The 23,513-nt window shown below is 58.9% G+C and carries 22 protein-coding genes; 9 read left to right on the plus strand and 13 right to left on the minus strand.

What is annotated here, in order from left to right; translation table 11 throughout:
• Window positions 1–3 precede the first annotated feature (3 nt).
• From CRX69_RS21715 to CRX69_RS21725, 3 genes are all read right to left on the minus strand, one after another.
• Window positions 4–930, minus strand: a complete 927-nt coding sequence (locus CRX69_RS21715; RefSeq protein ID WP_230682586.1) for a DUF4880 domain-containing protein — start codon at window positions 928–930, stop codon at window positions 4–6.
• Window positions 927–1,445: a sigma-70 family RNA polymerase sigma factor gene (locus tag CRX69_RS21720; RefSeq protein WP_047225859.1), complete on the minus strand. Its 519-nt coding sequence runs from the start codon at window positions 1,443–1,445 to the stop codon at window positions 927–929. Before CRX69_RS21720 ends, CRX69_RS21715 begins: the two co-directional genes overlap by 4 nt.
• 622 nt (window positions 1,446–2,067) lie before the next feature.
• Complete coding sequence (locus tag CRX69_RS21725; RefSeq protein ID WP_107322834.1) at window positions 2,068–3,438, minus strand: aminotransferase-like domain-containing protein; 1,371 nt, start codon at window positions 3,436–3,438, stop codon at window positions 2,068–2,070.
• A 137-nt stretch (window positions 3,439–3,575) separates the two neighbouring features.
• Between CRX69_RS21725 and CRX69_RS21730 the strand changes: the two genes are divergently transcribed.
• From CRX69_RS21730 to CRX69_RS21745, 4 genes are all read left to right on the plus strand, one after another.
• Window positions 3,576–4,874, plus strand: coding sequence for a hydroxymethylglutaryl-CoA reductase, degradative (locus tag CRX69_RS21730; protein ID WP_076384183.1), 1,299 nt, complete (start codon window positions 3,576–3,578; stop codon window positions 4,872–4,874).
• A 69-nt stretch (window positions 4,875–4,943) separates the two neighbouring features.
• Window positions 4,944–5,420, plus strand: a complete 477-nt coding sequence (locus CRX69_RS21735) for a hypothetical protein (protein ID WP_107322835.1) — start codon at window positions 4,944–4,946, stop codon at window positions 5,418–5,420.
• Entirely contained in the window at window positions 5,417–6,805 is a 1,389-nt protein-coding gene (locus CRX69_RS21740) for a tripartite tricarboxylate transporter permease (RefSeq protein WP_080962847.1), read from the plus strand. The genes CRX69_RS21735 and CRX69_RS21740 overlap by 4 nt, the downstream gene beginning before the upstream one ends.
• 51 nt (window positions 6,806–6,856) lie before the next feature.
• Complete coding sequence (locus CRX69_RS21745; protein WP_107322836.1) at window positions 6,857–7,357, plus strand: lipocalin-like domain-containing protein; 501 nt, start codon at window positions 6,857–6,859, stop codon at window positions 7,355–7,357.
• A 103-nt stretch (window positions 7,358–7,460) separates the two neighbouring features.
• Here CRX69_RS21745 and CRX69_RS21750 read toward each other — a convergent pair whose 3' ends face one another.
• Window positions 7,461–8,771 (minus strand): OprD family porin, encoded by a 1,311-nt coding sequence (locus tag CRX69_RS21750; RefSeq protein WP_107322837.1) that lies wholly within the window; start codon window positions 8,769–8,771, stop codon window positions 7,461–7,463.
• Between the two features lie 336 nt (window positions 8,772–9,107).
• Between CRX69_RS21750 and mhpT the strand changes: the two genes are divergently transcribed.
• Both mhpT and CRX69_RS21760 read left to right on the plus strand, forming a co-directional pair.
• Window positions 9,108–10,325, plus strand: a complete 1,218-nt coding sequence (gene mhpT / locus CRX69_RS21755; RefSeq protein WP_240539566.1) for a 3-(3-hydroxy-phenyl)propionate transporter MhpT — start codon at window positions 9,108–9,110, stop codon at window positions 10,323–10,325.
• Between the two features lie 156 nt (window positions 10,326–10,481).
• Window positions 10,482–10,673 carry a hypothetical protein gene (locus tag CRX69_RS21760; protein WP_107322839.1) on the plus strand — a complete coding sequence of 64 codons (192 nt, stop codon included), beginning with the start codon at window positions 10,482–10,484 and terminating at the stop codon, window positions 10,671–10,673.
• Here the strand turns inward: CRX69_RS21760 and CRX69_RS21765 are convergent.
• Window positions 10,670–11,626, minus strand: a complete 957-nt coding sequence (locus CRX69_RS21765) for a threonine dehydratase (RefSeq protein WP_107322840.1) — start codon at window positions 11,624–11,626, stop codon at window positions 10,670–10,672. The two genes, CRX69_RS21760 and CRX69_RS21765, sit on opposite strands and share 4 nt — an antisense overlap.
• 97 nt (window positions 11,627–11,723) lie before the next feature.
• On the opposite strand from CRX69_RS21765, the gene CRX69_RS21770 reads away from it, so the two are divergent.
• Entirely contained in the window at window positions 11,724–12,527 is an 804-nt protein-coding gene (locus tag CRX69_RS21770) for a helix-turn-helix domain-containing protein (protein ID WP_223194323.1), read from the plus strand.
• Here CRX69_RS21770 and CRX69_RS21775 read toward each other — a convergent pair.
• The 7 genes from CRX69_RS21775 to CRX69_RS21805 all read right to left on the minus strand — a co-directional run bounded on the left by CRX69_RS21775 (window position 12,524) and on the right by CRX69_RS21805 (window position 20,535).
• Window positions 12,524–13,408, minus strand: a complete 885-nt coding sequence (locus CRX69_RS21775) for a universal stress protein (protein WP_047225556.1) — start codon at window positions 13,406–13,408, stop codon at window positions 12,524–12,526. The two genes, CRX69_RS21770 and CRX69_RS21775, sit on opposite strands and share 4 nt — an antisense overlap.
• 198 nt (window positions 13,409–13,606) lie before the next feature.
• A complete protein-coding gene (locus CRX69_RS21780; protein ID WP_080962844.1) occupies window positions 13,607–14,611 on the minus strand; it encodes a universal stress protein in 1,005 nt (334 codons plus the stop codon).
• Window positions 14,608–14,949: a hypothetical protein gene (locus tag CRX69_RS21785; protein ID WP_240539567.1), complete on the minus strand. Its 342-nt coding sequence runs from the start codon at window positions 14,947–14,949 to the stop codon at window positions 14,608–14,610. Before CRX69_RS21785 ends, CRX69_RS21780 begins: the two co-directional genes overlap by 4 nt.
• Before the next feature lie 349 nt (window positions 14,950–15,298).
• Complete coding sequence (locus tag CRX69_RS21790; protein ID WP_107322842.1) at window positions 15,299–16,552, minus strand: OprD family porin; 1,254 nt, start codon at window positions 16,550–16,552, stop codon at window positions 15,299–15,301.
• A gap of 88 nt (window positions 16,553–16,640) precedes the next feature.
• A complete protein-coding gene (locus CRX69_RS21795) occupies window positions 16,641–17,945 on the minus strand; it encodes a CitMHS family transporter (protein ID WP_107322843.1) in 1,305 nt (434 codons plus the stop codon).
• Window positions 17,946–18,085: 140 nt separating this feature from the next.
• Complete coding sequence (locus tag CRX69_RS21800; protein WP_047225551.1) at window positions 18,086–19,411, minus strand: dicarboxylate/amino acid:cation symporter; 1,326 nt, start codon at window positions 19,409–19,411, stop codon at window positions 18,086–18,088.
• A gap of 41 nt (window positions 19,412–19,452) precedes the next feature.
• Window positions 19,453–20,535 (minus strand): 4-oxalomesaconate tautomerase, encoded by a 1,083-nt coding sequence (locus CRX69_RS21805; RefSeq protein ID WP_107322844.1) that lies wholly within the window; start codon window positions 20,533–20,535, stop codon window positions 19,453–19,455.
• 168 nt (window positions 20,536–20,703) lie between these two features.
• Here CRX69_RS21805 and CRX69_RS21810 point away from each other — a divergent pair, with 168 nt between their 5' ends.
• On the plus strand, window positions 20,704–21,594 hold the full coding sequence (locus CRX69_RS21810; protein ID WP_047225549.1) for a LysR family transcriptional regulator: 891 nt from the start codon (window positions 20,704–20,706) through the stop codon (window positions 21,592–21,594).
• A gap of 45 nt (window positions 21,595–21,639) precedes the next feature.
• On the opposite strand, the gene CRX69_RS21815 is transcribed toward CRX69_RS21810, so the two are convergent.
• Complete coding sequence (locus CRX69_RS21815; protein ID WP_076384163.1) at window positions 21,640–22,467, minus strand: SDR family oxidoreductase; 828 nt, start codon at window positions 22,465–22,467, stop codon at window positions 21,640–21,642.
• Between the two features lie 111 nt (window positions 22,468–22,578).
• On the opposite strand from CRX69_RS21815, the gene CRX69_RS21820 reads away from it, so the two are divergent.
• The gene (locus CRX69_RS21820) at window positions 22,579–23,475 is read left to right on the plus strand and encodes a LysR family transcriptional regulator (RefSeq protein ID WP_107322845.1); all 897 of its coding nucleotides are present in this window, start codon (window positions 22,579–22,581) and stop codon (window positions 23,473–23,475) included.
• Window positions 23,476–23,513: the final 38 nt, after the last annotated feature.

The raw sequence follows: 23,513 nt of genomic DNA on the forward strand, positions 1-23,513 counted from the left end.
TATTTATGCCAGCGGCGTGATGCGCACCCACCAGCGGGTGCGCTCGACGACCTGTACGGGCAACAAGTGGCTGATGTTGCGCAGCATGAGCGCAGGTTCATCGAGGTGGAAAACCCCGGACAGGCGCAGGTCGGCCACGGCGCTGTCGCAGCCCAACCAGCCCTGGCGGTAACGTCCGGCCTCGGCCAGGAAGTCGACCAGGCGAATGTCGTTGACGATCAGCAGGCCACGGGCCCACGCAAAAGGGTCGAGCGGCCCGCGGCCCAACGCCGTCATCCGCGTCGCGGCAATGGCCATTGCATGACCGGCTTGCAAGTGCCGTTGCCCGAACGGTGTGGAAATCAACACTTCACCGCGCGCGACGTGGATTTCGCTATACCCGTCCCGCTCCCTGAGCACCGCCCTCGCCTGCCGCCCCTCACACTCAGCAAAACGGCAACGCACACGCCAGTCGGCGCCATCGACCAATACCTCACCCGCACGCAGCACCCATTCGTGGCCGCGCACGTCCACTGCACTCCCTGTATTGAGCATCAGCTCGGCACCAGCGCCCAGATCGAGCCGGCGACGCTCGCCAGTTGCCGTGGCAAAGTCGCTTCGCCAGGTGGGAGGCGCTGTCGTGGTCAGCAGCGTCGCACCGCCAACAGCCAACCCCAGGCCGAGCAACTTCAGGGTGCGACGGCGACTCAGATCGGCCTCGGCCTGGCGCAGCAGAGGAATGGTACGGGCGGCATCGGGCAATGGACTGGCCTTGAACAATCCGCCGACTTGCTGCAAGCGTTGCCAGGCCAGCTCATGGCGGGCGTCTTGGCGTCGCCAGTCGTTCAATTGCCTGCGCAGCTCAGCGCTGTTGGCATTGGCGCGCAATCGCATCTGCCATTCGATGGCCGTGCGGATGACACCCTCCGGCAAGGCCTCGGCGGCGCTCACTGCGGTGCCTCGAAGCACGCCTTGTAGCAATGCAACAGCGCGCTCGCCACATGCCGCTCCACGGTACGGCTGGACACACCAAGCTGCTGGGCCACTTGCACATGGCTCAGGTCACCGAGCTGATACAGCAGAAAAGCTTCGCGCACTGCCGGCTTGAGACCGTCAAGCAACTGCGCAATACGCTCCAGGCATTGCAACGCCTCATGCCGGACCTCAGGGGATGGATGACTCGCCTCGGGCATCTGCATCAGTGCGTCAAGGTACGCTCGCTCCAGCGCGTCGCGCCGCCAGTGGTCGACCACCAGGCCACGGGCGATACGCACCAGCAATGCACGCGGAGCGCGCGCGCTGATGGGCTGGCCACGCACCAGCAAACGCAAAAACGTGTCCTGGACCAGATCCGCCGCTTGCTGCGAACACCCCAGCGAGCGCCGCAACCAACCCAGCAGCCAACCCCGATGGGTGCCGTACAAATTATCGAGGGAAACGATCGAATCCGTTTCATGGAGCGACATGGAACGCCTCAGGCAGACAAACACGAAAAACGCCATGACTGAACATGACGGACGCGCGCACCTTAAACGCGAATTGTTCCCATTACAATCTTTTCGAGTGAGCCGCTCTCCCGCTCACGCTCCTTTGCCACGCAGCTTTTCCCATAGGGAATACCCACTGAAGCGGCAAAAAACGCCAACGAATTGGCGTCGAAAAATCCAAATCTGAATAAACCTGAACTAACGACATTTTTCCGACGATTGGCCCGTGCAAGCCATTGCTGGGGATTTGAATGCAGGCTCATCATCCGTCTGTCACAGCCAGCATTTTCAGGCCTGACGCAGATGTATTAATCGCATCGCTCTATAGGAGCATTCAGGATGATGACTGTTTATTTTGTGGTTATGGCTATCTGCAGCGGCGTGGAAGGTTGTGTAGAAGAGCGAAAGCCGGGGCCGACTTACGCGTCCAGGGCTGTGTGCATGGACTCAGCCAGGACGATGGCGCCGCGCAAAGGCGTGAAATTCAAATGTCGCAGTGAACGCCTATGGGTGCCTGTTGAGGCGCGCGGTGTGAATCGGCACGAAAGCGTGGTCTCGACCGGAACGCAAACCCAGCCTTAGCAGCATGAGTGGTGAGCCCTCAGCCACTCAACTCGGCTTTAAGCAACGGGTCATTCAGGTAGGCGACATTCAATCTGGTCCAGGGATTTATACGCGACTGCTCCGGTGAAAAAATATGGCCGGGAGCAATCATGAATCCCTTCGGCAGTAGTTGCCGGGTCAGCTCCCTGGCGTCGTCAATGTGGGCGAACCTGGCCCACAAATACAGACTCTGCTCTGGTCGGAAGAACACCTCGGCGCCTATTTCATCGAGCATCTGCAAACCTGCCGCAGTGGCACTCTTGAGTCGCTCCTGGAGGCGGATCTGATGTCGCAGAAAATGCCCCTCGGTCAGGATGACATCGATGGTTCGCTCACACAGCTCCGAGGTGCTGGTATGCAGGAGCATTTTCAGATCACCCAGTTCATCGATGACCTCCTTGCTCCCGGCGATAAACCCCACCCTCAATGCCGCAGAAACCGATTTGGAAAAACTGCCCACGTACAGTGATCGGCTCAACTGATCCAGCGCAGACACCTTGATGGCCGACGCGGGCTTGAAATCTGCCAAAGCGTCGTCGTCCACCAGAATGAAGTTGTGCTCATGGGCCAACTGCACCAGTCGATGAGCCTTGCCGGGGGAAATATCGGAGCCCGTCGGATTGTGCCCAACCGACTGGAGGAAGAACAATTTCGGCTTGTGCAACAGAAGATGCTGCTCCAGCACTTGCAGGTCCGGCCCGTCCGGCAATCGGGGTACGGATAACATTCGCGCCCCTTGCAGTTGCAACTTGCCAAACAGCGGGTAATAACCCGGGTCTTCGACAAAAACTTGATCGCCCGGGGCAATGAAGCGGCGGATGATCAGGTCCAGTGCGTGATTGGCCCCATGGGTCGTGACGATTTGCCGAGCACTGGCGGTAATCGAATAGCTCGCCAGTTTTTGCACCAGGTGTTGACGAAGTGCAGCATTGCCCAGCCGGTTGCCGTAGCGAAAGAGCGTGGTCACCCCCATGCGCATGATCTGACGGGTGAACTTGTCCAATCGCAGATCCATCAGCCACTCTACGGGCGGAAAACCTTCCCCAAGCGGCGAGTGACCCGGCTCACGGACAAATTGCTGGCGCATGAGCCAGATGGTGTCCATCGCCCGGGTAAAGGGCAGTGGCTCTTCCGGTTCGCTGCTGCTCGGGGCGCCTCGTGTCACGAAGAAGCCCTGCCCGTGACGCGCCTCGACCAGTCCTTGGGAGGCTAGCGATTCATAAGCGTTGATCACTGTGTTTTTCGAATGACCAAACAAGCGCATGCACTCGCGCAGGGACGGCAAACGGTCGCCCACTCGGTAGGTACCGTTGCCGATCTGCGTCACCAAGGAGGCCGTCAGCTCTTGGGCAAGCGTCAGTCGCGCCATTGTACGAAGTCCTGGATGAATTATTCGCAGAGGGTACAGCTTAGGTACTGTCTGTCCAAACTGTACCTTTTTTGCCAGGACACATACGCATAGGGTGGCAGGCATTCGAAAACAATAACTGCAACTGGATTGCTACCATGAGTATCGACTCCCGCCTCCCGATGTTCCGCAGCCTGTCGCCCGCCGAACGCCTGAGCCACTTGCAACAACTGCTTGAGCTTGCAGAAGATGACGTTGCCCTGCTCCGCGACGCAGGCGCCCTGCCCCTGGAAATAGCCGACGGCATGATTGAGAACGTCATCGGAAAATTTGAGTTGCCCTACGCTGTCGCGAGCAACTTCCAGATCAACGGACGCGACGTCATCGTGCCGTTGGTCGTCGAGGAGCCTTCGGTGGTCGCCGCCGCCTCGTTCATGGCCAAACTGGCGCGCGAAGCCGGTGGTTTTCAGACCTCCAGCTCGCTGCCGCTGATGCGCGCGCAAGTGCAGATCGTGGAAATCGACGACCCCTTCAATGCCCGTCTGAGTCTGTTGCGCCGCAAGGACGAAATCATCGAACTGGCCAACCGCAAGGATCAACTGCTGAACCAGCTAGGTGGAGGTTGCCGCGACATCGAAGTGCATACCTTCGCCCAGAGCCCTCGCGGCCCCATGCTGGTCGCCCACCTTATCGTGGATGTGCGCGATGCGATGGGAGCCAATACCGTAAACACGATGGCTGAAGCGGTGGCCCCGCTGATGGAGCAGATTACCGGCGGCAAGGTACGGCTGCGCATTCTGTCGAACCTCGCCGACCTGCGGCTTGCCCGGGCCCAGATCCGCATTGCACCGGAACATCTCACCACCAAGGCCTACAAGGGCGAGGACGTCATTGAAGGCATCCTCGACGCTTACAACTTTGCGGTCGTGGATCCCTATCGTGCAGCCACTCACAATAAGGGCATCATGAACGGCATCGATCCTTTGATCGTCGCCACCGGCAACGACTGGCGCGCGGTGGAAGCCGGGGCACACGCCTATGCCTGTCGCAACGGGCATTACGGTTCACTGACGACCTGGGAAAAAGATTGCAAGGGCCATTTGGTGGGAACGCTGGAAATGCCCATGCCCGTCGGCCTGGTCGGCGGCGCGACCAAGACTCACCCGCTGGCGCAACTGTCGTTACGCATCCTGAGAGTGAAGAGCGCCCAGGAACTTGCCGAGATAGCGGTAGCGGTCGGCCTCGCGCAAAACCTGGGCGCATTGCGGGCGCTGTCGACCGAGGGGATACAACGCGGGCACATGGCTTTGCATGCACGCAACATTGCGCTTTCAGCGGGGGCCAGGGGCGACGAGGTCAATTGGCTGGTCGCGCAGATGGTCGAAGCCCGGGACGTGCGCTCGGACAAAGCCGCTGAGCTGCTTGAGCAAAAACGCGCGCAGGAGTCGGGCTCGTAGTCACGAACTCAACCACATCTCTTCACGTTCATAACAATAAAACCCCTCAGGGGAGGTGGGAGAATCCTTATGAAACCCGAACTGTTCGAAGTATGGGGCGACACGGTTGATGGTCGCCACCTGCTCTACTCCATAGGCATCGGTGCAGCCGTCAGCCTCGGCGCTTTTTTTATCGCCCAGCACTTGTTTGTCGGCTGGGTGGATTCCGTGCAAATGGCCCGCGCCTACGCGATGCTGGTAGGTATTGTCGGCTGCCTGGCAGGTGGCGCCATCAGTGCGCTGCTTTTCAAACCCAAGCGCAATGTCATCGAACATCTGGCTGATCCGGCCTGGCGCGCAAAAATCCTGATTGAGTTGCAGAACGAGTACGGCCCACTGGGCAGTCTGGCTGATCTGCCGCCGGCCACGATCGCGGAACTGCGGGAAATGGACCTTTATGAGCTGTTCGCCGATTACGAGAAAAGCCTTGTCGCTCCCGAGAAGAGCCCGGCTGCAACACCCACTGTTGGCGTCGGTGCAGTCAGTGGCAATGGAGGTCAATCATGATCGTTCCACTGATGGATCAGGTCCTGATGGCACTGGGCATGGGGATCCTGGGGGCGGTGATTTTTGCCGGGATCGGGCTGATCTCAGGGAGCGATGAAACCACTACCCTCGCCCCCTTGACCTTGCTGGTCGTCCTGCTGGGCGTACCTGCCCCCGGCGTGCTGACATTCTTTCTGGCCGGCGCCGTCGCCAAACATATGACCCACGCCGTACCGACGGCGCTACTGGGTATTCCTGGCGACACCATGGCGACGCCACTGATGCGCGAGGCCAACTTTCTGCGCAATCTGGGCGTACCCCACATTGCCCTGCGCAAGATGATTTCCGGGGCGGTCATTGCTGCGTTGATCGCGGTGCCAATGGCCGTATTGTTCGCGCTGATGCTCGCGCCGTTCGGTGACATGATCAAGCAGGCTGCGCCTTGGGTGTTCCTGCTTGCGGCGGTGGCGATCGCGTGGTTCTCCAAAGGCCGTCTGGCGGCCGTGCTGACGCTGATCCCGTTCGTCATGATCATTGTTGGCCTGCAAACCATGACCGCGCAGTTCGGCGTCAAGCTCAGTGTCAGTTACTTTCTGGGCATCGCAATTGGCCCGTTGATCGCCGCGCTGTTCTCGCTGCTCGCACCCGCCGAACGGGACACCATGCGACGCCAGCAAGTGCGCACGTTTTCCCTGTCGCCCGACGTAAAAAGCTGGGGTGGATTCTTTCCTAATCCGCTCAAGGTGCTGGACAGCAAGCAGAGCATGTGGACGGCCATTACGGCGGTGATCTCCAGCGCGACCTTTGTGTTCAGCCCAGTGGCCATGACCGTGATCATGGGCGAGCTCGTCGGTTCGAGGGTCAAGCATGTCTACCATCGCCTGACCACTGTCATCACCGCTCGAAACGGCGTTACGGAGTCAACCTACCTGGCCGAAGCATTGATCCCGCTGATCGCCTTCGGCCTGCCCCTGAGCCCTGTCGCAGCAGGCCCGGCAGCGCCATTGTTCAACGCCCCGCCGCGCTTTAGCGTCGACGCGACGACAGGCCAGGTGAACAACCTGCATTCATTGCTCAGCACCTGGGAATTTTTTGGCTACGGCGTGTTGGCGGTGGTCGTGGCCATCCTGATCGCTTACCCCTTCACCATGAATTACGCCCACAGAGCCGCATCCTACGTGTCGCGCAAGATCAGTCACGAAGCGGTGATCTCGACCTTTGTTGGCCTGATCCTGGTGATCGGCATCTGGGAAGGTGGCCTGCTGGGGTTGCTGGTGATCGTCACCATCGGCCTGCTGGGCGGTTTCCTCTCACGCTTTTTGGGTTTCAACATTGGTGTGCAGTTCATGGGCTATTACACAGCCGTGCTGTCTGTTCCTGCCCTGGTTGCCCTGATGAATGCGTGATGTTTTTAACCTTCTACAACAGTGTTCAGATAACCAACAACGGTGATTCCAATGACCCTGAAAATATCGGTACTGACGGTAGGTGCGATCATGGCCCTTTCGGTTTGCACGGCAGCGTTTTCCGCCATGAAAAGCCCGCTGGTCGGGACATGGAAAATGGTCAGCGCAACCATTGAACGTCAGGGCACCCGGTCGGATGCGTACGGCCCCAATCCACATGGATGGCTGGTGTTCACTGAAGAATTGACGTTCGTCGAGGTGCTCACCGATCCGCGAGTGCCCGCGTTTCGATCCAACGCTCGGGGCGAAGGAACCGATGAGGAAAACCGGGCAGCGATGGCTGGGAGCATCGGTTTTTTCGGACGATATACCGTCGACCAGAACGGCGAGTTCACCGGCAATACCGTCGAAGGATCTACGTTCCCGAATTGGGTGGGCGCGACACGTACTCAAGATGACCTGCAACTGAAAGTCGACGGCAACCGAATGGTGGAAAACTTCCAGCGCCCCGATGGCACGAAGGTTCACATCATCTGGGAGCGGGTAAAGTAACTCTACGTCGCGAGCAGCCCTGCGGGGCCGACTCAGTTCATGAGTGGGCTGAGCACTGCTCAGCCCACGCTTGCGCACTGCTGGTATCCACTCGCCCCACGGCTTACCAGATCGGCACCGTGTAGAGCACCAGGAAGCGGGTCTGGTTTTCATCACGAAATGCCGCGCCGCTCGGGAAGTCGTTGCGATAGATCGACTTGCGCGCCATCAACCCGACATTCTTCAGCGGACCGCTCTGGATCAAATACCCCAGCTCCATCTGGAACTCCCGCTCCTTGCGGTCGTCGGCATTGAGCGCCGCCAGCGCGATATTATCACCGCGCACGTAACGCAGCCGGCTCTTCAGGCCGGGCACCCCGGCGGCGGCGAAGTCATAGTCGTAGATTGCCTGCCAGGTCCGTTCCTTGGCATTGAGAAAGTCCGAGCTCATGGTCAATTCACTCATGCCCATCAACTCAGTGCCTGACACATAAGGCGTCGCTGTGTCGCCGCTGGCGTGCATGTAACCCAGGCTCAGGTGATGCCCGCCAAGGCGATAGCCGAACAGCGCCGACAGGTTGCGGTTGTCCACCTTGCCAGCCTTGGCAGTGCCATCTTCGTCGCTGAAGAAACTGCGCAGATCAGTGGTCAGCGTGCCCTCGCCTACCTGCATGTTATGCAGCAAGGCCAGGGTGTTCTGCTGGTACAGGTCGGCCACTTCGGCGTGGTAGGCGCGCAGGCTGAGGTCTTTGTTTACCTGATAATCGCCACCGACATAAGCCATGTGCGATGAGGTGGCCGCACCGTTGAAACGCCCGTTCGGCGAAGCGATGCTCATCGGCTGGTAGTTAGTGGAGTCACGCCTGTTGATGCGATCGATATAGCCGGTATTGAGCGTCAGTCCGTCGATGTCCTTGGAACTGAGCGTGGTGCCGCGAAAAGTCTGCGGCAGCAACCGCGACGGGCTGGCAAAGGCGAACGGCAGGAAAATCGACACATCGCCGGTCTTCACCGTGGTTTGGGCAAAGCGCATTTTGGCAGTCATGGCCAGGCGCGAATATTCATCCGCCGCGCGCTTGTCGCTGCTGGATACCGGCAGTAATTCGGTGCCGCTGCGGTCCGGTGACGAGTCCAGCTTGACCCCGATCAATGCACGGGCGTCCAGGCCGAAGCCGACAGCGCCCGGGGTAAAACCCGACTCCGCATTCATGATGAAACCCTGAGCCCACTCCCGGGCCGCGGTTTTCGCCCCCTCGTCCTTGTAATCCCGGTCCAGGTAGAAATTGCGTAAGGTCAATGTGCCGCGGCTATCGTCGATGAAACCTTCCGACAGCGCTGGAGTGGCGACCGCACATAAGCCCAACAGGACGAAACCGCGTGCGCAAAGAGGTAAGTCTGAGGTCGTCGCAAGGACGCCCCGGGGTGAATTCGTCATGTCCTATGTCCACTTATTGTTGTTGTTTTTTTGAACGTGATCGCCAGCCATCCAGCCGCGATCTCGGGCCAGAGAGTGGGAAAAGCCGGAGGTGCCGTCAATCCACAATGGCCGATAATCGAACATTAATATTCGTATCTATTTCCAAGAAAACCTAAAAAACACAGGACATCCTGTTGATTTGAATAGGTTTATGTCGATGCGTTTGGACATTTTCCGTTAGCGTTCACTTTTTAGTTATCTTTGTTAATCTTAATTGCGGCTTGGCATTGCTGGATGCGAGCAAGCCTGCGTGCGCCCGTCAGCACACTCACAAAAACAATAAAGAGGTTTGCCATGGACACTCCATCACGTCGCACGACGCTGACTATTGCCCTGTGTTTTATCGTCGCTCTGATTGAAGGTTTTGACCTGCAAGCTGCCGGCACTGCCGCCGCAGGGTTGCGTCAGACCTTTGCCCTGGACCCGAAAATGATGGGTTGGGTGTTCAGTGCCGGCATCATCGGTTTGCTGCCGGGCGCCTTCTTCGGTGGCTGGATTGCCGATCGCATCGGTCGCAAGAAAATCCTCATCGCAGCGGTGCTGCTGTTTGGCGTGTTCTCGCTCAGCACCGCCTACGTCAGCTCTTTCTCCGGCCTGCTGCTGGTGCGTTTCATGACTGGCCTGGGCCTGGGCGCCGCCCTGCCCAACCTGATCGCCCTGTGTGCCGAAGCCGTGGGAGAGCAACGTCGCGGTACGGCCATCAGCATCATGTATGCCGGCGTGCCATTGGGTGGGGCACTGGCGGCGGTGGTCGCCATGCTGTTTCCCGAACATTGGCAGACGACCTTCATCATCGGCGGCCTCGCCCCATTGCTGGTGGTGCCACTGATGATGGTGCTGCTGCCTGAATCCAACGCCTTTCGCCAACAACAAAACAGCGTCAACCCGACGCGCACTTCAACCGGCCAGGCCTTGTTCGGCGAAGGCCGCGCCAGCGTTACCCTGGCGTTATGGTTGAGCTACTTCTTCACCCTGACCGTGATGTACATGTTGCTCAACTGGCTGCCCTCGTTGCTGCTGGAACAAGGTTTCAGCAAACCCCAGGCAGGCCTGGTACAGATGCTCTTCAATATCGGCGGCGCCCTCGGCTCCCTGCTCGGCGGAGTGTTGCTGGATCGCTGCAACGGCATCAAGGTGGTGCTGTTTGTGTACACCGGCTTGCTGGCAGCGCTGGGCGGGGTTGGCCTGTCCGTGGGCATCATCCCCATGGCCATCGCCGGTTTTGCCGCGGGGTTGTTTGTGATGGCTGCGCAACTGGTGCTTTACGCCCTGGCCCCGCCCTCCTATCCAACGTCGGTGCGCGCCACCGGCGTCGGCGCAGCGGTAGCGATCGGTCGTTTGGGCTCGGTGGCCGGGCCATTGGCGGCCGGGCAGATTCTGGCGGCCGGAGCCGGCACCACCGGTGTCCTGCTGGCCACCTCGCCCGGTTTGGTGATTGCAGCCTTGACGATCATCAGCGTCATTGCCCGCTCGACTTCGTTGAACGTGTCGATGAGTAAGGTCAAGGCCTGAGGCCATCCGAGCGGCGTAGGTAAACAGGTGCTGTTGTGGGGGCTCAAGGTGAAGCTGTTTGAAAGGCGTCAATTCCTGACTTTATCGTCTGCAATAATCTCGAACTCATTCCATACCCCTGCCTCTAATGTGTAGATCAACAGAGGTAACGCGATTATGAACAGCGATAACGGCATCGAATCAGAAGCAACCTCGAGTACCCCGCCGACCGATACGTCTGGCAAACCGGTCGATAAGAATCCTGAGGACAGCGCTACGCCCTCCTCAACTCAAACCAAGGAGCAGGAAGCAGAGGAACTCAGTCGAAAAATCGCGGAGATTGAGCGCAATGTGGCTGACGGTCACTAACCGATTACGCCCGCATACACCGATCGATCGACATTGCCACCCGACAGAATCACCCCCACTGTCTCCCCCGCCCGAGCTTCACGTTCCTGAATAAGCGCGGCCAAGGCGGCGGCCCCGGCTCCTTCGGCGAGGTTATGGGTGTCGGTGTAATAGACGCGCATGGCCTCGGCAATTTCCTGTTCGCTGACCGCTACGATCCGTGCGGCCCCGGCTGCGTAGAGGGCAAAAGCTGCGGGGATCGGTTTGCGCACGGCCAGGCCATCGGCGAAGGTATTTGCCGAAGCGGTTTCCTGTATTTCGCCCGCCTCAAAAGATAACTTTGCCGCCGCGGCTTCACGGGACACCACGCCCACCACCTGGGTCTTCAGACCCAGTGCGTCGCGGGCGGCGATCACGCCACAAATGCCCGATCCGCAGCCAATCGGCACGTAGACGGTATCGAGATGCGGCGCGGCAGTGAACAGTTCCAGGGCGTAAGTGGCCACGCCTTTGACCAGTTCCGTGTGAAACGGTGGCACCAGGAACAGGTCATGCGCTTGCGCCAAACGGGCGGCCTCTTCACGGGCCTCATCAAAATCCCGCCCACACTCAATGACTTCGCCGCCAAAGCCGCGCATGGCATTGTTCTTTTCCACCGAGTTGCCCTGCGGCACGACAATCAACGCCTTCAAACCCAGCGCGCTCGCCGCCAGCGCCAGGCTCTGGCCATGATTGCCGCGGGTGGCGGTGACGATGCCCTTCGCACCGGGATGTTCACGTTTGAGCCAATGCATGAAGGTGATGCCGCCGCGTATCTTGAAAGCGCCGGTGGGAGTGTGGTTCTCGTGCTTGACCCACACCGTGCAGCCCAGCCGCTGAGCCAGCAAGGGCCAGGCATACTGGGCGGTGGCGGGCATCACCTGGTACACATGGCGAGCCGCCTGTTCAATATCGTCACGAGTCAGTCGGTGCATGAAGTTATCTCCCTGAGTGGTTAGCCAGTCTAGGCATCGCCGCCGTGGGTCGGCTTTCAAAAAACCGACCTGACTTTTGCGCCGCTTCTTCACTACTATGGCGCTCATGAACCATCAAAACCGCCTACAGCCATCGCCCTTGTCTGAACCGGTCCGCCGTGTCGAGACTGGGTCCTGGGCGATCGAATTGTTGCCCAGCGCCGCTTACTCGACCCGCTATGTGGCGGCCCAGGCCTCCATCGGGTTTGCCTTCGACAGCCAGCGCGGCCTGCACGCCTTGGGCAGCGACCGGGTGCATCCTTTCGAGGCCATGCCCAACGGCCTGGCATTCGTTCCCGCCGGCTGCGACGTGTTCTCCGAGTCGCTCATGGGCGGTGAATACCTGCGCGTAACGCGGACCGACGGTATCCCCCTGAGCGGGGATCACCCATTCAACAATCACATCGATCAACAGGCCATTGACCTCGCGCTGCGAATGCGCGGCGCGCTGTTACGTGCCTGCGTGGAAGATGACTGGGAAACCTGGGCCTTGGCGCTGGCGCAACGGGCAACCGGTGATAGCGCGTTGTCGACACCGGACCAAGGCGCTATCACTCCCCGGCGCATGCGCCTGCTTGATGAGTTTATCGAAGCAAATCTTGAAGGGCCGCTGGGCGTGTCAGCGATGGCAGGTTTGCTGGGGTTGTCCGAAGGATATTTCATGCGGGCCTTCAAGCTCGCCACGGGCAAAAGCCCGCACAGCTACCTGATCGACCGGCGTCTGGCCAAGGCCCGGGCACTGATGCGTGATTCCACCGCCAGGCTGTCGGAAATCGCCCTCGCCTGCGGGTTCAATTCCCAGGCGCACATGGCAACCACGTTCAAGCAACGGCTCGGGGTGAGCCCGATGCAGTTGCGCTAGACCGCCAAAACACTGCAAGGCACCTGATACAAGATATGCTCGGTGGTGCTGCCAAGCAGTTTCTCTCCGCCTGGATCCTGGACTCTGCCCATCACGATGACGTCCATGTGATGTGTGTTGGCAAACTCACTCAGCGCCGCAACCGGGTGTCCCAGAACGAAATGCCTGCGGCCAGGCGGAACGTTGTATCGACTGGCCAGTTTCAGAAACGATTGTTCCAACGCTTTGCGCTGCCATCGGGTCAGCTCCGACAGCGTTAAGCCTGTGTCTGACGCCTGGTAGTCTTGGGATATGTCGTAGGCATACAGCAAGTGCAGTTCAGCATCACACTGTTCGGCGAGACTGCAGGCCTGGCGAATAACGCGATCATTGAGTTCATTTTGTCCAGGCTCGGCCAGCGACGCCTCTACCGCCGCCACGACCTTGCACGGCAAGGCAGGTCGAACCCCGCCCACCAGATACACCGGTACCGGTGAGTAACGCAGCAGGTGCCAGTCCAACGGGGTGAAAAAAGCACGCTTGAGCACCGACTCATGTTGGATTTCCTTGATCAACAGGTCAGGCTGCAATTCGCTGAAGTGGTCCAGGATGTCCTTTTCCATGTCATCAGCCCACGCCAGCTCGGTGGTCACATCGACCCCTCTGGCATGTAGCTTTTTCGCCTGTTCCCCCAACCAGTCGCGGTGGTCCTGCAGGTAACGCTCGCGTGTCTTTTCACGGTCACCCTCTTCAAGCAGCGACAACAGGTTCAAGGCAGGAATCAACGCCGCTATATGCAAGCGTGCAGCGCTGGCCTTGGCAAGCGCTGCGGCATGGTCGATCACCGGAGAATGGCGCAGGGCCAGGTGGGTGATGAGTAACAGCTGTTGATACCGGCCCATGATCTGCCTCCAGACAGGTGAAACTCAACCTCTGCCACTGCCAGCTACACATTCAGCCGTGACATCTGCGCCGGATCGGGCACCAGCGTCATTTCAGACTGCGCCGTCGGAAGGTGCCTGACGTTGATAAATATCAACCGGAGCAAGGCTGCCGTTCTTCACGCCGCCGGCAGGCCACAGCGGCATAGAGGCAGCGGTCTAACCGTATCGTTTGGCCTGCTGCGGCGCTGCGTCGGCTGGCAACTTGATCATCAGGACGCTGCACATGGGGTCTTCGAGTATCCCTTCAGCGGTCAAGCCGATATCAGAGGCCTGCGTATGATGATCGGCCGCACCGATGACCAACAGGTTGTAAGCACTGCGCTGCAGATAAGCATGAATTGCATTCGCCGGAGCGCCGGGAATGAAGTGCCGATGCTGGCTGGCAATACCATGCTGGCTGGCCAAGGCATCGAACGCCTGTACCTGGGCCTCATAGAGGGACAGGTCACCGTGGCTGGCAGCGGCACAGTCGTAAACGCTGATCACGTGCAATGAGGCACCGCAGGCGTTTGCCAGGTGCCTGGCCGCCTCGATGAGCGAATGATTGTCGCGGTTTCCTTTCGCCTGTGACTCCATGTCAACCGCTACCAGAAACTTGCTGGGTGTCTGAATCGGGCCCGGCAACACATAAAGCACGGCAATCGGGCTGACGCTCAAGAGTTCCCAGTCCAGTGCTGACAAACCGCGCTGCGCCAGGCCTGGGCGTTCCTGGATGTCCTTGATGATCAAGTCCGCTTCAACACGCTGCGCATAGGCAACGCATTCGACTGCCGAGGAACTGGCGCATACCAGCTCTGGATGGACATCCACGCCTTTTTCCTGCAGGTGCGCACTTTCACTTTCCAGCCATTTGCGACGCGACGACATTAAGTTATCGCGCACGATGTCGGGCCTCTCGGTGACTGCATGGCCGGGCGGCTCTACACCGTGGGGCTCAGTGAACATCGCCACGTGCAGTGGCACGCCCAGGGCGCGTGCCAGATCGCCGGCATACTCCAATCCGGGAGAGTGAGCTGCCTGAGGGGGGGCAAGAAACAGTAAACGCAATGGATGAGTCATTTCACACCTCGGCATCCGATGATAAAAATGGCGTCCCTGCGCATTCCTGCTTGGGTGGACAGGTGCCGCATAGAGCGGCTTTTTAGTCCTGTTGAACTTCATTCATGGGGCAAGCCCGTGGCCAGTTCGACATTCGGCACCCACAGGGCATCAATGCAGGCCGAAGCGTCCTTCTGCGTCACAGGTTCAAGGGCCAGCGGTTCAAGCAGGCCTCTGTCGACCAATGCCAGACGCATGATTCCGTTTTTGTCGAGAAGCGAACTTGCCAGACATTCACACAAGGAGCGCGGCAGCGCCTCTGGCAGCGGGCCTATATCGGCATTCTCCAGCTCAAGCTCATAACGCTCGGTACAGGTGTCTGCCAGATCCTGCATCGCATGGGTCGCGAAATACGACACCGTGAAATATCCCGAGGTCAGCACCGCCAGAATCGACAGCAAAATGGCTGCCTGACGTTTTCTCGAGCGTGTGCCCCGAAGATGCAAAAACCCGGGCAATGCGGATTTGCTCCGGTCCTGAACCACCTGCGCCCCGCTGATGGGTCTGTTGTTTGTCATGACCGTATCTCTGCCCCATGCTTATCAAAAGAATGGCGCCGATCAACGAATGCCGTTTGATCTGGATCAACCTCGTGCTGCTGTTTGCCATTTTTCTGGCTACAGCAACACGCGGTGGGCGTTCAGGAGTAGACCGTTGCAGGCTTGGTGGCCCTTGCTGGGCCACCCTGCCCGGCCCTGGAAAATCGACGATGACCGCCCACCCCTCCGCCATCAGGCGGGCGACGAACGATCACCAAAGGGCGATATCGTAGGTAAGGTAGATCCGGTTACTGTCCCGTCCCCTCGAGAATTCAGAGCGGTAGACGTAATTGCGCAGCTTCACGCCCAACCCTTTGAAGGAGCCTTGCTGCACCACATAAGCCAGTTCAGCATCGCGCTCCCACTCTTTGATGGTGGTGTTGGACTCTCCATCGTCGCCGCTAAGGTAACGCGTGGAGAACGTCAGGCCGGGGACGCCCAGGGCCGCGAAGTTGTAGCCGTAGTTGAGCATCCATGTCTTCTCGTCTTCCTCTACGAACTTGCCTATGCCGGCGTTGCTGAAAGAATAAACGGACGCGCCGCTGATGTAGGGCAGCCCGGCGTCGCCCTTCAGTGTTTGATAGCCGCCGCCTACGGTATGGCCTGCGACAGCGTAAGTCAGCTGGCCGCTGAGCATATGGTTGTCGATTTTACCGCCATAGGCAGAACCGCTATCAACGCTGCGGAAGTAGCGCAGATCACTGGTCAGCACGCCTGGGCCGAGCGGCAGATCATGTTGGACACCCGCAAAGTTCTGCCTATAGAAGTTCTCCAGTTCGCCATGAAAGTAGCTGAGGCGAATCGTCTTGCCCAACTTGTAATCGGCACCGAGGTAACTGAAGTCCCCTGACTTATCGCCCCTGTAGCCGTCTGGCACGATGGGCATACTGTCGCTCGAATCTCGCAACTTGAAACGATCAAGATAGCCGCCCGTCAGGCTAAGGTTATCAATGTCGGTGCTAGTGAACTGGCCGCCCTGGTAGATCTGAGGCAACAGTCGGGAATCGTTGTAAATGAGCACCGGCGTTTTAGGAAGCAACGTACCGTATTTGACGGTGGTCTTGGCAAATCGAGCCTTGGCGGTCATCCCGAAGCTCGCAAATTCATCGGCGGCACGACCGTCATCATGCACAGGCAGCAGACCGGTGCCGCTACGACCGCGGCCCGAGTCGAGCTTGATGCCCAGCAGGCCCAACGCATCAATCCCCAAACCGAGGCTGCCGGTCGTGAATCCCGACTGATAATCAAGCAAAAAGCCTTGGCCCCATTCGGTGCGCTCGCTCTTGGCGGTATTTGCCGCTCGCGCACTCATGCCATGTTCATCGCGGAAATTTTCATTGATGTAAACATTGCGCAATTGCAGCTTGAGTTTGCTGTCGTCGATAAAGCCTTGCGCATTGGCATTGGCCAGCGGCAACAAAGCCAGGAGAGTCAATAAAGCTCCACGGTTATAAACAGAGGTCATATCAAACTACTCATTGTTGTTATTTGGAATGCAGCTGACCGTCCGCCCCACTGGCATGGGGCGTCAGGTGTCAAAGAGGTTTGGAGAATCAGGAGAACAGACTGATTGCCCCAGTCAGCAAGGCCAACGCAGTCACGACCAGGGAAGTGAGCACCGCCCATTTGACGGTGGCTTTCTGGAAGTCGCCCAGATCACGGTCGACCATGCCGACCAGCAGCAGGGTCGAGGCCACCAACGGACTCATCAGGTGCACCGGCTGGCCGAGAATGGAGGCCCGTGCAATCTCGACCGGATCAATGCCATAGGCCGCTGCGGCGTTGGCCAGGATCGGCACGACACCGAAGTAGTAGGCATCGTTGGACAGCACGAAGGTCAGCGGCATGCTGGTAATGGCAACCACCAGCGGGAACAAATGGCCCCAGGATGGCGGGATCCAGTCGACCAGGGTTTGCGCCAGCGCATCGACCATTTTCGTCCCAGAGAAGATCCCGGCGAAGATACCCGCGGCAAACACCAGCAGAACCACGGTCATGGCGTTGCCCGAATGAGCGAGAATTCGTTCTTTCTGAATATCCAGTTGCGGATAGTTGATCATCAACGCCAGGACAAAACCGATCAGGAACAGGATCGCCGAGTGCATGAGGCCCATGACCAGCGCAACCATCACCGCCGTCACCAGCAGCAGGTTGACGTAGGCCAGTTTCGGGCGCTTGTGCGGCGTGTCTTCAATAATCGCCTTGATGTAGCAATTACCCCCACCGCTTTGCAGATGGGTGTTGCCGATGCGCTTGCGTTCGGCACGCCCCAGCAGGAACGCCGTGAACACCACCCACACTGCACCGCCGATCATGGTCGGCAGCAAGGGTACGAAATACTCGCCGGCATCCAGGCCCAGCGCTGCGATCGCACGGGTCGCCGGGCCGCCCCAGGGCGTCATGCCGCTCATGATGCTCAACGAGAGCATGGAAATGGTCGCCAGGATCATCGGGTTCATGCCGATGCGCTTGTACAGCGGCAACATCGCTGCACAGGTGATCATGTACGTGGTCGTGCCGTCACCGTCCAGCGCCACCAACAGCGACAGCAGCGCCGTGCCCACGGCGATTTTCATCGGATCACCGTTAACTCGCTTGAGGATCTTGCGGATCAGCGGGTCGAACAGACCGGCATCGATCATCAGGCCGAAAAACAGAATTGCGAACAACAGCAGCGCCGCCGACGGCGCGACCATCTTCAAGCCGTCCAGCATCATCTTGCCGGTGGTACCGCCAAACCCGCCGATCACCGCGAAGACTATTGGCACCACCGTCAGGGCGACGATCGGTGACAAACGTTTGGTCATTATCAGGAAGGTGAAGACCACCACCATGGCCAAGCCAAGTAAAGCGAGCATAAGTCAGATCTCTTGTTGTTATGAGTAGCTTGGCCGACATTCAGGCGCACGCCATCCCACTCGCCAGGCGACACTCGAATGATTGCCTGGCGCAGGTATTCAGGAAGATAACGCGGTGATGTCGGGTCAGCCGTGACCGGTTAGATGTGATTCGCGACCTTTGTGTCGTCCCAGGCGTGCTCCGTTGCCTGGATGTGCCTCGGGGAGGGTTTGCCATCCAGGGTCTGCAACAGCACATCGCGGTCGCAGGCATTCTCCGAGATGGAGATCACCACGGTCGCCACTGCGTTGCTCGCCAGGCTGGTCAGCGCCCGCGCCTCGGACATGAACCGGTCGATCCCGATCAACAGGGCCAAACCGGCCAGAGGAATATCGTGGATGACGGTCAGGGTCGAGGCCAACGCGACAAAGCCGCTGCCGGTAACACCTGCGGCGCCCTTGGAAGACAGCAACATGATCGCCAGCATGGTGATGACCTGGGTCAGCGTCAGGTCGATGTTGCAGGCCTGTGCAATGAAAATGGCCGCCAGCGACAGGTAGATCGCCGTGCCATCGAGGTTGAACGAGTAACCGGTTGGCAGCACCAGCCCCACGACTCCCTTCTTGCAACCCAGGGCCTGGAGCTTTTCCAACATCCGCGGCATCACCGGTTCAGTCGAAGAAGTGCCCAGCACCACCAGGAATTCCTCGCGCAGATAACGCAACAGCTTCCACAAACTGAAGCCGTGTGCACGGCAAATGCTGCCCAACACAACGAAGACGAAGAAGGCGCAAGCGACGTACAGGGTCATGATCAGCTTGGCCAGCGAGCCCAGCGACGTGATGCCGTACTGCCCGACAGTGAAGGCCAAGGCTCCGAAAGCGCCGATCGGAGCAAAACGCATCAGGTAGGAGAATATCTTGAACACCATGTGCGAAGCTGATTCCAGCACATCCAGCACTGGCTTGCCGCGCTCGCCCAAGGACGACAGGGCAAAGCCGCAGAGCACTGCGATAAACAGCACCGGCAGCACCTCGCCTTTATTGAAAGCGCCAATAAAGGTGTCGGGAATGATGTGCATGAAGAAGTCCACCACACTCAGCTTCGCAGCGGAGTCGGTGTATTGCGACAGGCCCTGGGTGCTCAACTGGGTCGGGTCTATGTTCATGCCTGCACCGGGCTTGAACAGGTAGACCGACACAAGGCCAATGATCAGGCTGATCACCGTCAGCGCCAGGAACAGCAGCATGGTCTTGCTCAACAAGCGCCCCAGCGAGCGCTTGTCACTCATGCCGGCGATGCCGGTGACAATCGTGCAGAACACCACCGGCGCGATCATCATCTTGATCAACTTGATGAAAGCATCACCCAGCGGCTTCAAGGCAATCGCCTGTTGCGACCAGAAGTGCCCGACCAGCACGCCCAGCAGCACGGCGCAGATGATCTGGAAGTAGAGCGATTTAACAACTTTCATGGCATCACCCATTTTTAGAATTGTTCTGATGCAAACGACAATGACTGCCTGGACTATCCGGCCAGCCGGTGTGAAGCGGTGGCGTAGACGAAACCTGAGAAAAGCCGGCGGGCGGTACGCACCACCGAGGCACGAATGGTCTCACCCTTTTCGCCGGTATAGGACAGCACGACATCGATACCGCCGCTTGGGTGCTCAATACGAACCTGCTGCAGACGCGGCTCGCTGATGCCGCCGAGCAACTGCGCCACTACGCTGCCTTCAGTCACGCAAGCGGTAGCCAGACCGATGGAGCCGGTGATCGCCAAGGCGCGATGACAGTTGTGCGGCATGAAATAGCGCACCTGGACCGTCCCGCCCGACTTGGCAGGCGACACCAGCACCGGCTTGGGGATGACCTTGTCACTGACATCACCCAGGCCCATGGCCAGGCCGGCTTTGAGTCGCAGGGACTCCAGGCGTTGCAGGAACGCCTTATCGGCGTCCAGTTCAGCGGGGCTTTCATCGCCGCGCTTGCCAAGCTGACTGGCCTCGACGATCAGCATCGGCATCGCCATGTCGATACAGGTCACCGGGATACCATCGATCAGGTCCAGCGGTTGCCCCGTCGGGAAGAGCTTGCCGGTCTTGCTGCCAGCCGCATCCAGAAAGGTCAGTTGCACCGGAGCCGCCGTGCCAGGCACGCCGTCGATGGCGGTGTCCCCTTCATAGCTGACCTTGCCCTCAGGGGTTTGCACCTCTGAATTTACGAAGGTCCCGGTATTGAGGTTGCGGATCCGCACGCGGGTCAGATCGCCGGAAGGCTTGACCAGCCCCTGCTCGATGGCGAACGGGCCGACGGCGCACAGCATATTGCCGCAGTTGGGCGCGGTATCGACCCGGCGCTGGGAAACCATGACCTGGACGAACAGATAGTCGACATCCGCGTCCGGGTGCAACGATGGGCTGACGATTGCCACTTTGCTGGTTTGCGGGCTGCCGCCACCGATGCCGTCGATTTCCAGTTCATGGCCGGACCCCATCAGGTTGAGCAGCAGCTCATCACGTTCGGCGATGGCACTGGGCAGGTCCCAGGCAAGAAATACGGGCCCTTTGGAAGTACCACCGCGCATCAGCACACAAGGAATTCGCTGCATGAACACTAACTCTTGTTGATCAATCTGGATAATTGATGTTCTGGACACAAGAGTGGCAGGGTTCTAAAAGTGTTTCCAATGCAAAGATCAGAGCAATTATTGCGTTTCACGAATGAATTAATTTACGATGATTTCCCAGCGCATCGCTCTTGCCCGGTGAGAAAGAACATGGAATACGAGCTTCAGGACATACGATCTTTCGTGAAAATCGCTGAACTAGGCAGTTTTCATGAAGCCGCCGATGCGTTGCATCTCTCTCAACCGGCCCTGAGCCGGCGCATGAAAAAACTCGAGGAAGGCCTGGGGACCGCCTTGCTGGATCGCACCACCCGCAAGGTCAGCCTGACGAGCGTCGGGCGCGATTTCCTGCCCAAGGCGCGGCGCTTGCTGGATGATTTCGACGACTCGATTCTCAATATTCGCGAACTGGCGGAGCGCCAGATCGGTCGGGTGACCTTGGCCTGCATCCCCACCGCGGCCTTCTATTTCCTGCCTTCGGTGATCCGCCTCTATAACGAGCGCTACCCCAAAATCCGCATCCGCCTGCTCGACCTCAGCGCAAACGAAGGGCTCGAGGCGGTACTGCGTGGCGAAGCCGATTTCGGTATCAATATGATGAGTGGCCAGCACCCGGATATCGAGTTCGTGCCATTGGTCAACGAACCTTTCGTTTTAGCTTGTCGACGCGACCATGAACTGGCCAGACGCAGCTCGGTAAGCTGGTCTGAGCTCAGCGATTACCGACTGATCGGTGTCGGTCGTCTCAGCGGCAACCGAATGCTGCTGGACCACGCCTTGTCGGGTTTGAGCTGGCGTCCGCAGTGGTTCTACGAAGTGCAGCACTTGTCTACATCGTTGGGGTTGGTCGAGGCCGGCCTCGGGGTGTCGGCCATGCCCAGCCTCGCAATGCCAGCCGAGGATCACCCGACATTGGTCAGCGTGCCGTTGATTGATCCGGTGGTAAACCGATCGCTGGGCCTGGTCTATCGAAGGGGCGCATCGCTCTCCCCGGCCGCGGAAAAATTTGTCTCGATATTGCTTGAACAATGGGAACACTGATTTTTCGGGGTCCATGATCAGGACTGGATGAGAAACGGGCCGAGCTCAGTCAACCTCCGTGCTCATTGCAAGCGCTTGATATTGCTCCAGCTCAGCCAGCCGTTGGACCAGGGCATTGCGAACACGCTCGTAAGCCCCGCTGCCTAGCAGTAGACGCCTGGGTGCGGGATCGACGTCGACAATCTCGAGCATGATCCTGGCCATTTTCTGCGGGTCTCCGGTAAGCGGGAAAGTACCCTCGGCGATTGCTTTACGCACTTCACCGGCAGGCGTTTGCTCGTACTCAGCCATCGCGGGCGGACGAACCAGCGCGGCGCCGAAATTAGTTCGTGTCGGGCCCGGCTCTACCAGGGTGAACTCGATCCCAAAAGGCGCAACCTCCAGAGCGACCGACTCAACGAATCCCTCAATGGCCCATTTGCTTGCGTGGTAAAGGCTGAAGTTCGGGTAAGCGAGCTGCCCGCCCTCCGAGGACACTTGAAGAATTCGACCGCCCCCCTGTTTGCGCAGAAACGGTAGGCAGGCACGGATGAGTTGAATAGAACCGAGCAGATTCGTTTGCAACTGCTGGTCGATCTGTTCATCGCTGGCTTCCTCCGCCGCACCAAACAACGCGTAGCCCGCACTGCTCACCACAACATCAATACGTCCTAGCTCGGTGAACGCCTGATGAACCACAGCGCGGATGGCCAATGCGTCGTTTACATCGAGCAACGCTGTCCACAGTTGCTCGCCGTAGCGTGTCTTCAAGTGACTCAAGGCCTGAGGCTTACGCAAAGTAGCCGCCACACGGTCCCCCCGTTCCAGCAATTGTTCGACCACCGCCAGACCAATGCCGGACGAACTTCCAGTCACTAACCAAGTTTTGCTCATGTGCTTGATCTCCGAATGAAGGGTGAGTTGCCATCGATGTGAGACCAAACTACGTCAGCCGGACTGCTGCTACTATGGGGCAGAATTCGGATGAGCTAATGAAATATAGCCATGAATCAATTGCCCCTTTCGCTTGCCGATTTACGCGCGCTGACCCGCATCGTTGCTCATCGCAGCTTTCGTAAAGCGGCCGATGAGTTGGGCCTGTCAGCCTCTACCCTGAGTCATATGATGAAAACGCTGGAGGCCGGTCTTGGGGTGCGTTTGCTGCACCGCACCACGCGCAGCGTTTCACCGACGGCAGCGGGAGAGCGTCTGCTAAGACGACTGGCGCCTGTGTTGCGCGAATTCGAGCTGGCGATTGAGGAAGTCAATGAATACCGGGATCTTCTCAGCGGCACTTTACGGATCAATGCCAGCGAACAGGCCGCGCGCGTTTTGATGAAAGCTGCCCTTCCGATATTCCTGGAACGCTTCCCCCAGATGTCGGTTGACCTCGTGACCGAGGGCCGTCTGATCGATATCGTAGCCGAGGGCTTCGACGCCGGTATCCGTTTAGGTGAAGCGATCCCCCAAGACATGATCGCCGTGCCGATAGGAACGGATACGCGATTTATTACCGTGGCGTCCCCCCAATACCTGAAGACTCATCCTGTCCCCCTTACGCCGGATGATCTGCCAGGACATCAATGCATCTGCATCCGGATGCCCAGTGGTAAACCTTATAGATGGGAATTCTCCAGGAACGGACAATCCTTGGTCATCGAGCCCAAAGGACAGCTAACCCTCGATAATGCCGAAATCATGGTCGATGCAGCCATATCCGGGCTCGGCATCGCTTACGTGCCAGAGCAGACGGTATCGCAACCTTTGGCAGACGCCCGTCTGGTCGAGGTCCTCGCGGATTGGTGCCCCAGGATTCCTGGGCTGTTTCTGTATTATCCGGGGCACCGCTATATCCCATCAGGCTTGCAGGCCTTCATCGAGGTCTTGCGCGAGTCTCATTGATTGTCCGCGACTGTGCATTCGAACATAACGGCATGCGC

Source organism: Pseudomonas rhizophila (assembly GCF_003033885.1).
Classification (GTDB): domain Bacteria; phylum Pseudomonadota; class Gammaproteobacteria; order Pseudomonadales; family Pseudomonadaceae; genus Aquipseudomonas; species Aquipseudomonas rhizophila.

Bases quoted from the DNA above. Each gene is read 5' to 3' on its own strand.
- CRX69_RS21735 (WP_107322835.1), top strand. From the start codon at position 4,944: ATGAAACCCGAACTGTTCGAAGTATGGGGCGACACGGTTGATGGTCGC.
- CRX69_RS21750 (WP_107322837.1), bottom strand. From the start codon at position 8,771: ATGACGAATTCACCCCGGGGCGTCCTTGCGACGACCTCAGACTTACCT.
- CRX69_RS21795 (WP_107322843.1), bottom strand. From the start codon at position 17,945: ATGCTCGCTTTACTTGGCTTGGCCATGGTGGTGGTCTTCACCTTCCTG.
- CRX69_RS21720 (WP_047225859.1), bottom strand. From the start codon at position 1,445: ATGTCGCTCCATGAAACGGATTCGATCGTTTCCCTCGATAATTTGTAC.
- CRX69_RS21780 (WP_080962844.1), bottom strand. From the start codon at position 14,611: ATGAAGTTCAACAGGACTAAAAAGCCGCTCTATGCGGCACCTGTCCAC.
- CRX69_RS21805 (WP_107322844.1), bottom strand. From the start codon at position 20,535: ATGCAGCGAATTCCTTGTGTGCTGATGCGCGGTGGTACTTCCAAAGGG.
- CRX69_RS21815 (WP_076384163.1), bottom strand. From the start codon at position 22,467: ATGAGCAAAACTTGGTTAGTGACTGGAAGTTCGTCCGGCATTGGTCTG.
- CRX69_RS21765 (WP_107322840.1), bottom strand. From the start codon at position 11,626: ATGCACCGACTGACTCGTGACGATATTGAACAGGCGGCTCGCCATGTG.
- CRX69_RS21770 (WP_223194323.1), top strand. From the start codon at position 11,724: ATGGCGCTCATGAACCATCAAAACCGCCTACAGCCATCGCCCTTGTCT.
- CRX69_RS21800 (WP_047225551.1), bottom strand. From the start codon at position 19,411: ATGGGTGATGCCATGAAAGTTGTTAAATCGCTCTACTTCCAGATCATC.
- CRX69_RS21775 (WP_047225556.1), bottom strand. From the start codon at position 13,408: ATGGGCCGGTATCAACAGCTGTTACTCATCACCCACCTGGCCCTGCGC.
- mhpT (WP_240539566.1), top strand. From the start codon at position 9,108: ATGGACACTCCATCACGTCGCACGACGCTGACTATTGCCCTGTGTTTT.
- CRX69_RS21790 (WP_107322842.1), bottom strand. From the start codon at position 16,552: ATGACCTCTGTTTATAACCGTGGAGCTTTATTGACTCTCCTGGCTTTG.
- CRX69_RS21745 (WP_107322836.1), top strand. From the start codon at position 6,857: ATGACCCTGAAAATATCGGTACTGACGGTAGGTGCGATCATGGCCCTT.
- CRX69_RS21730 (WP_076384183.1), top strand. From the start codon at position 3,576: ATGAGTATCGACTCCCGCCTCCCGATGTTCCGCAGCCTGTCGCCCGCC.
- CRX69_RS21740 (WP_080962847.1), top strand. From the start codon at position 5,417: ATGATCGTTCCACTGATGGATCAGGTCCTGATGGCACTGGGCATGGGG.
- CRX69_RS21760 (WP_107322839.1), top strand. From the start codon at position 10,482: ATGAACAGCGATAACGGCATCGAATCAGAAGCAACCTCGAGTACCCCG.
- CRX69_RS21725 (WP_107322834.1), bottom strand. From the start codon at position 3,438: ATGGCGCGACTGACGCTTGCCCAAGAGCTGACGGCCTCCTTGGTGACG.
- CRX69_RS21810 (WP_047225549.1), top strand. From the start codon at position 20,704: ATGGAATACGAGCTTCAGGACATACGATCTTTCGTGAAAATCGCTGAA.
- CRX69_RS21820 (WP_107322845.1), top strand. From the start codon at position 22,579: ATGAATCAATTGCCCCTTTCGCTTGCCGATTTACGCGCGCTGACCCGC.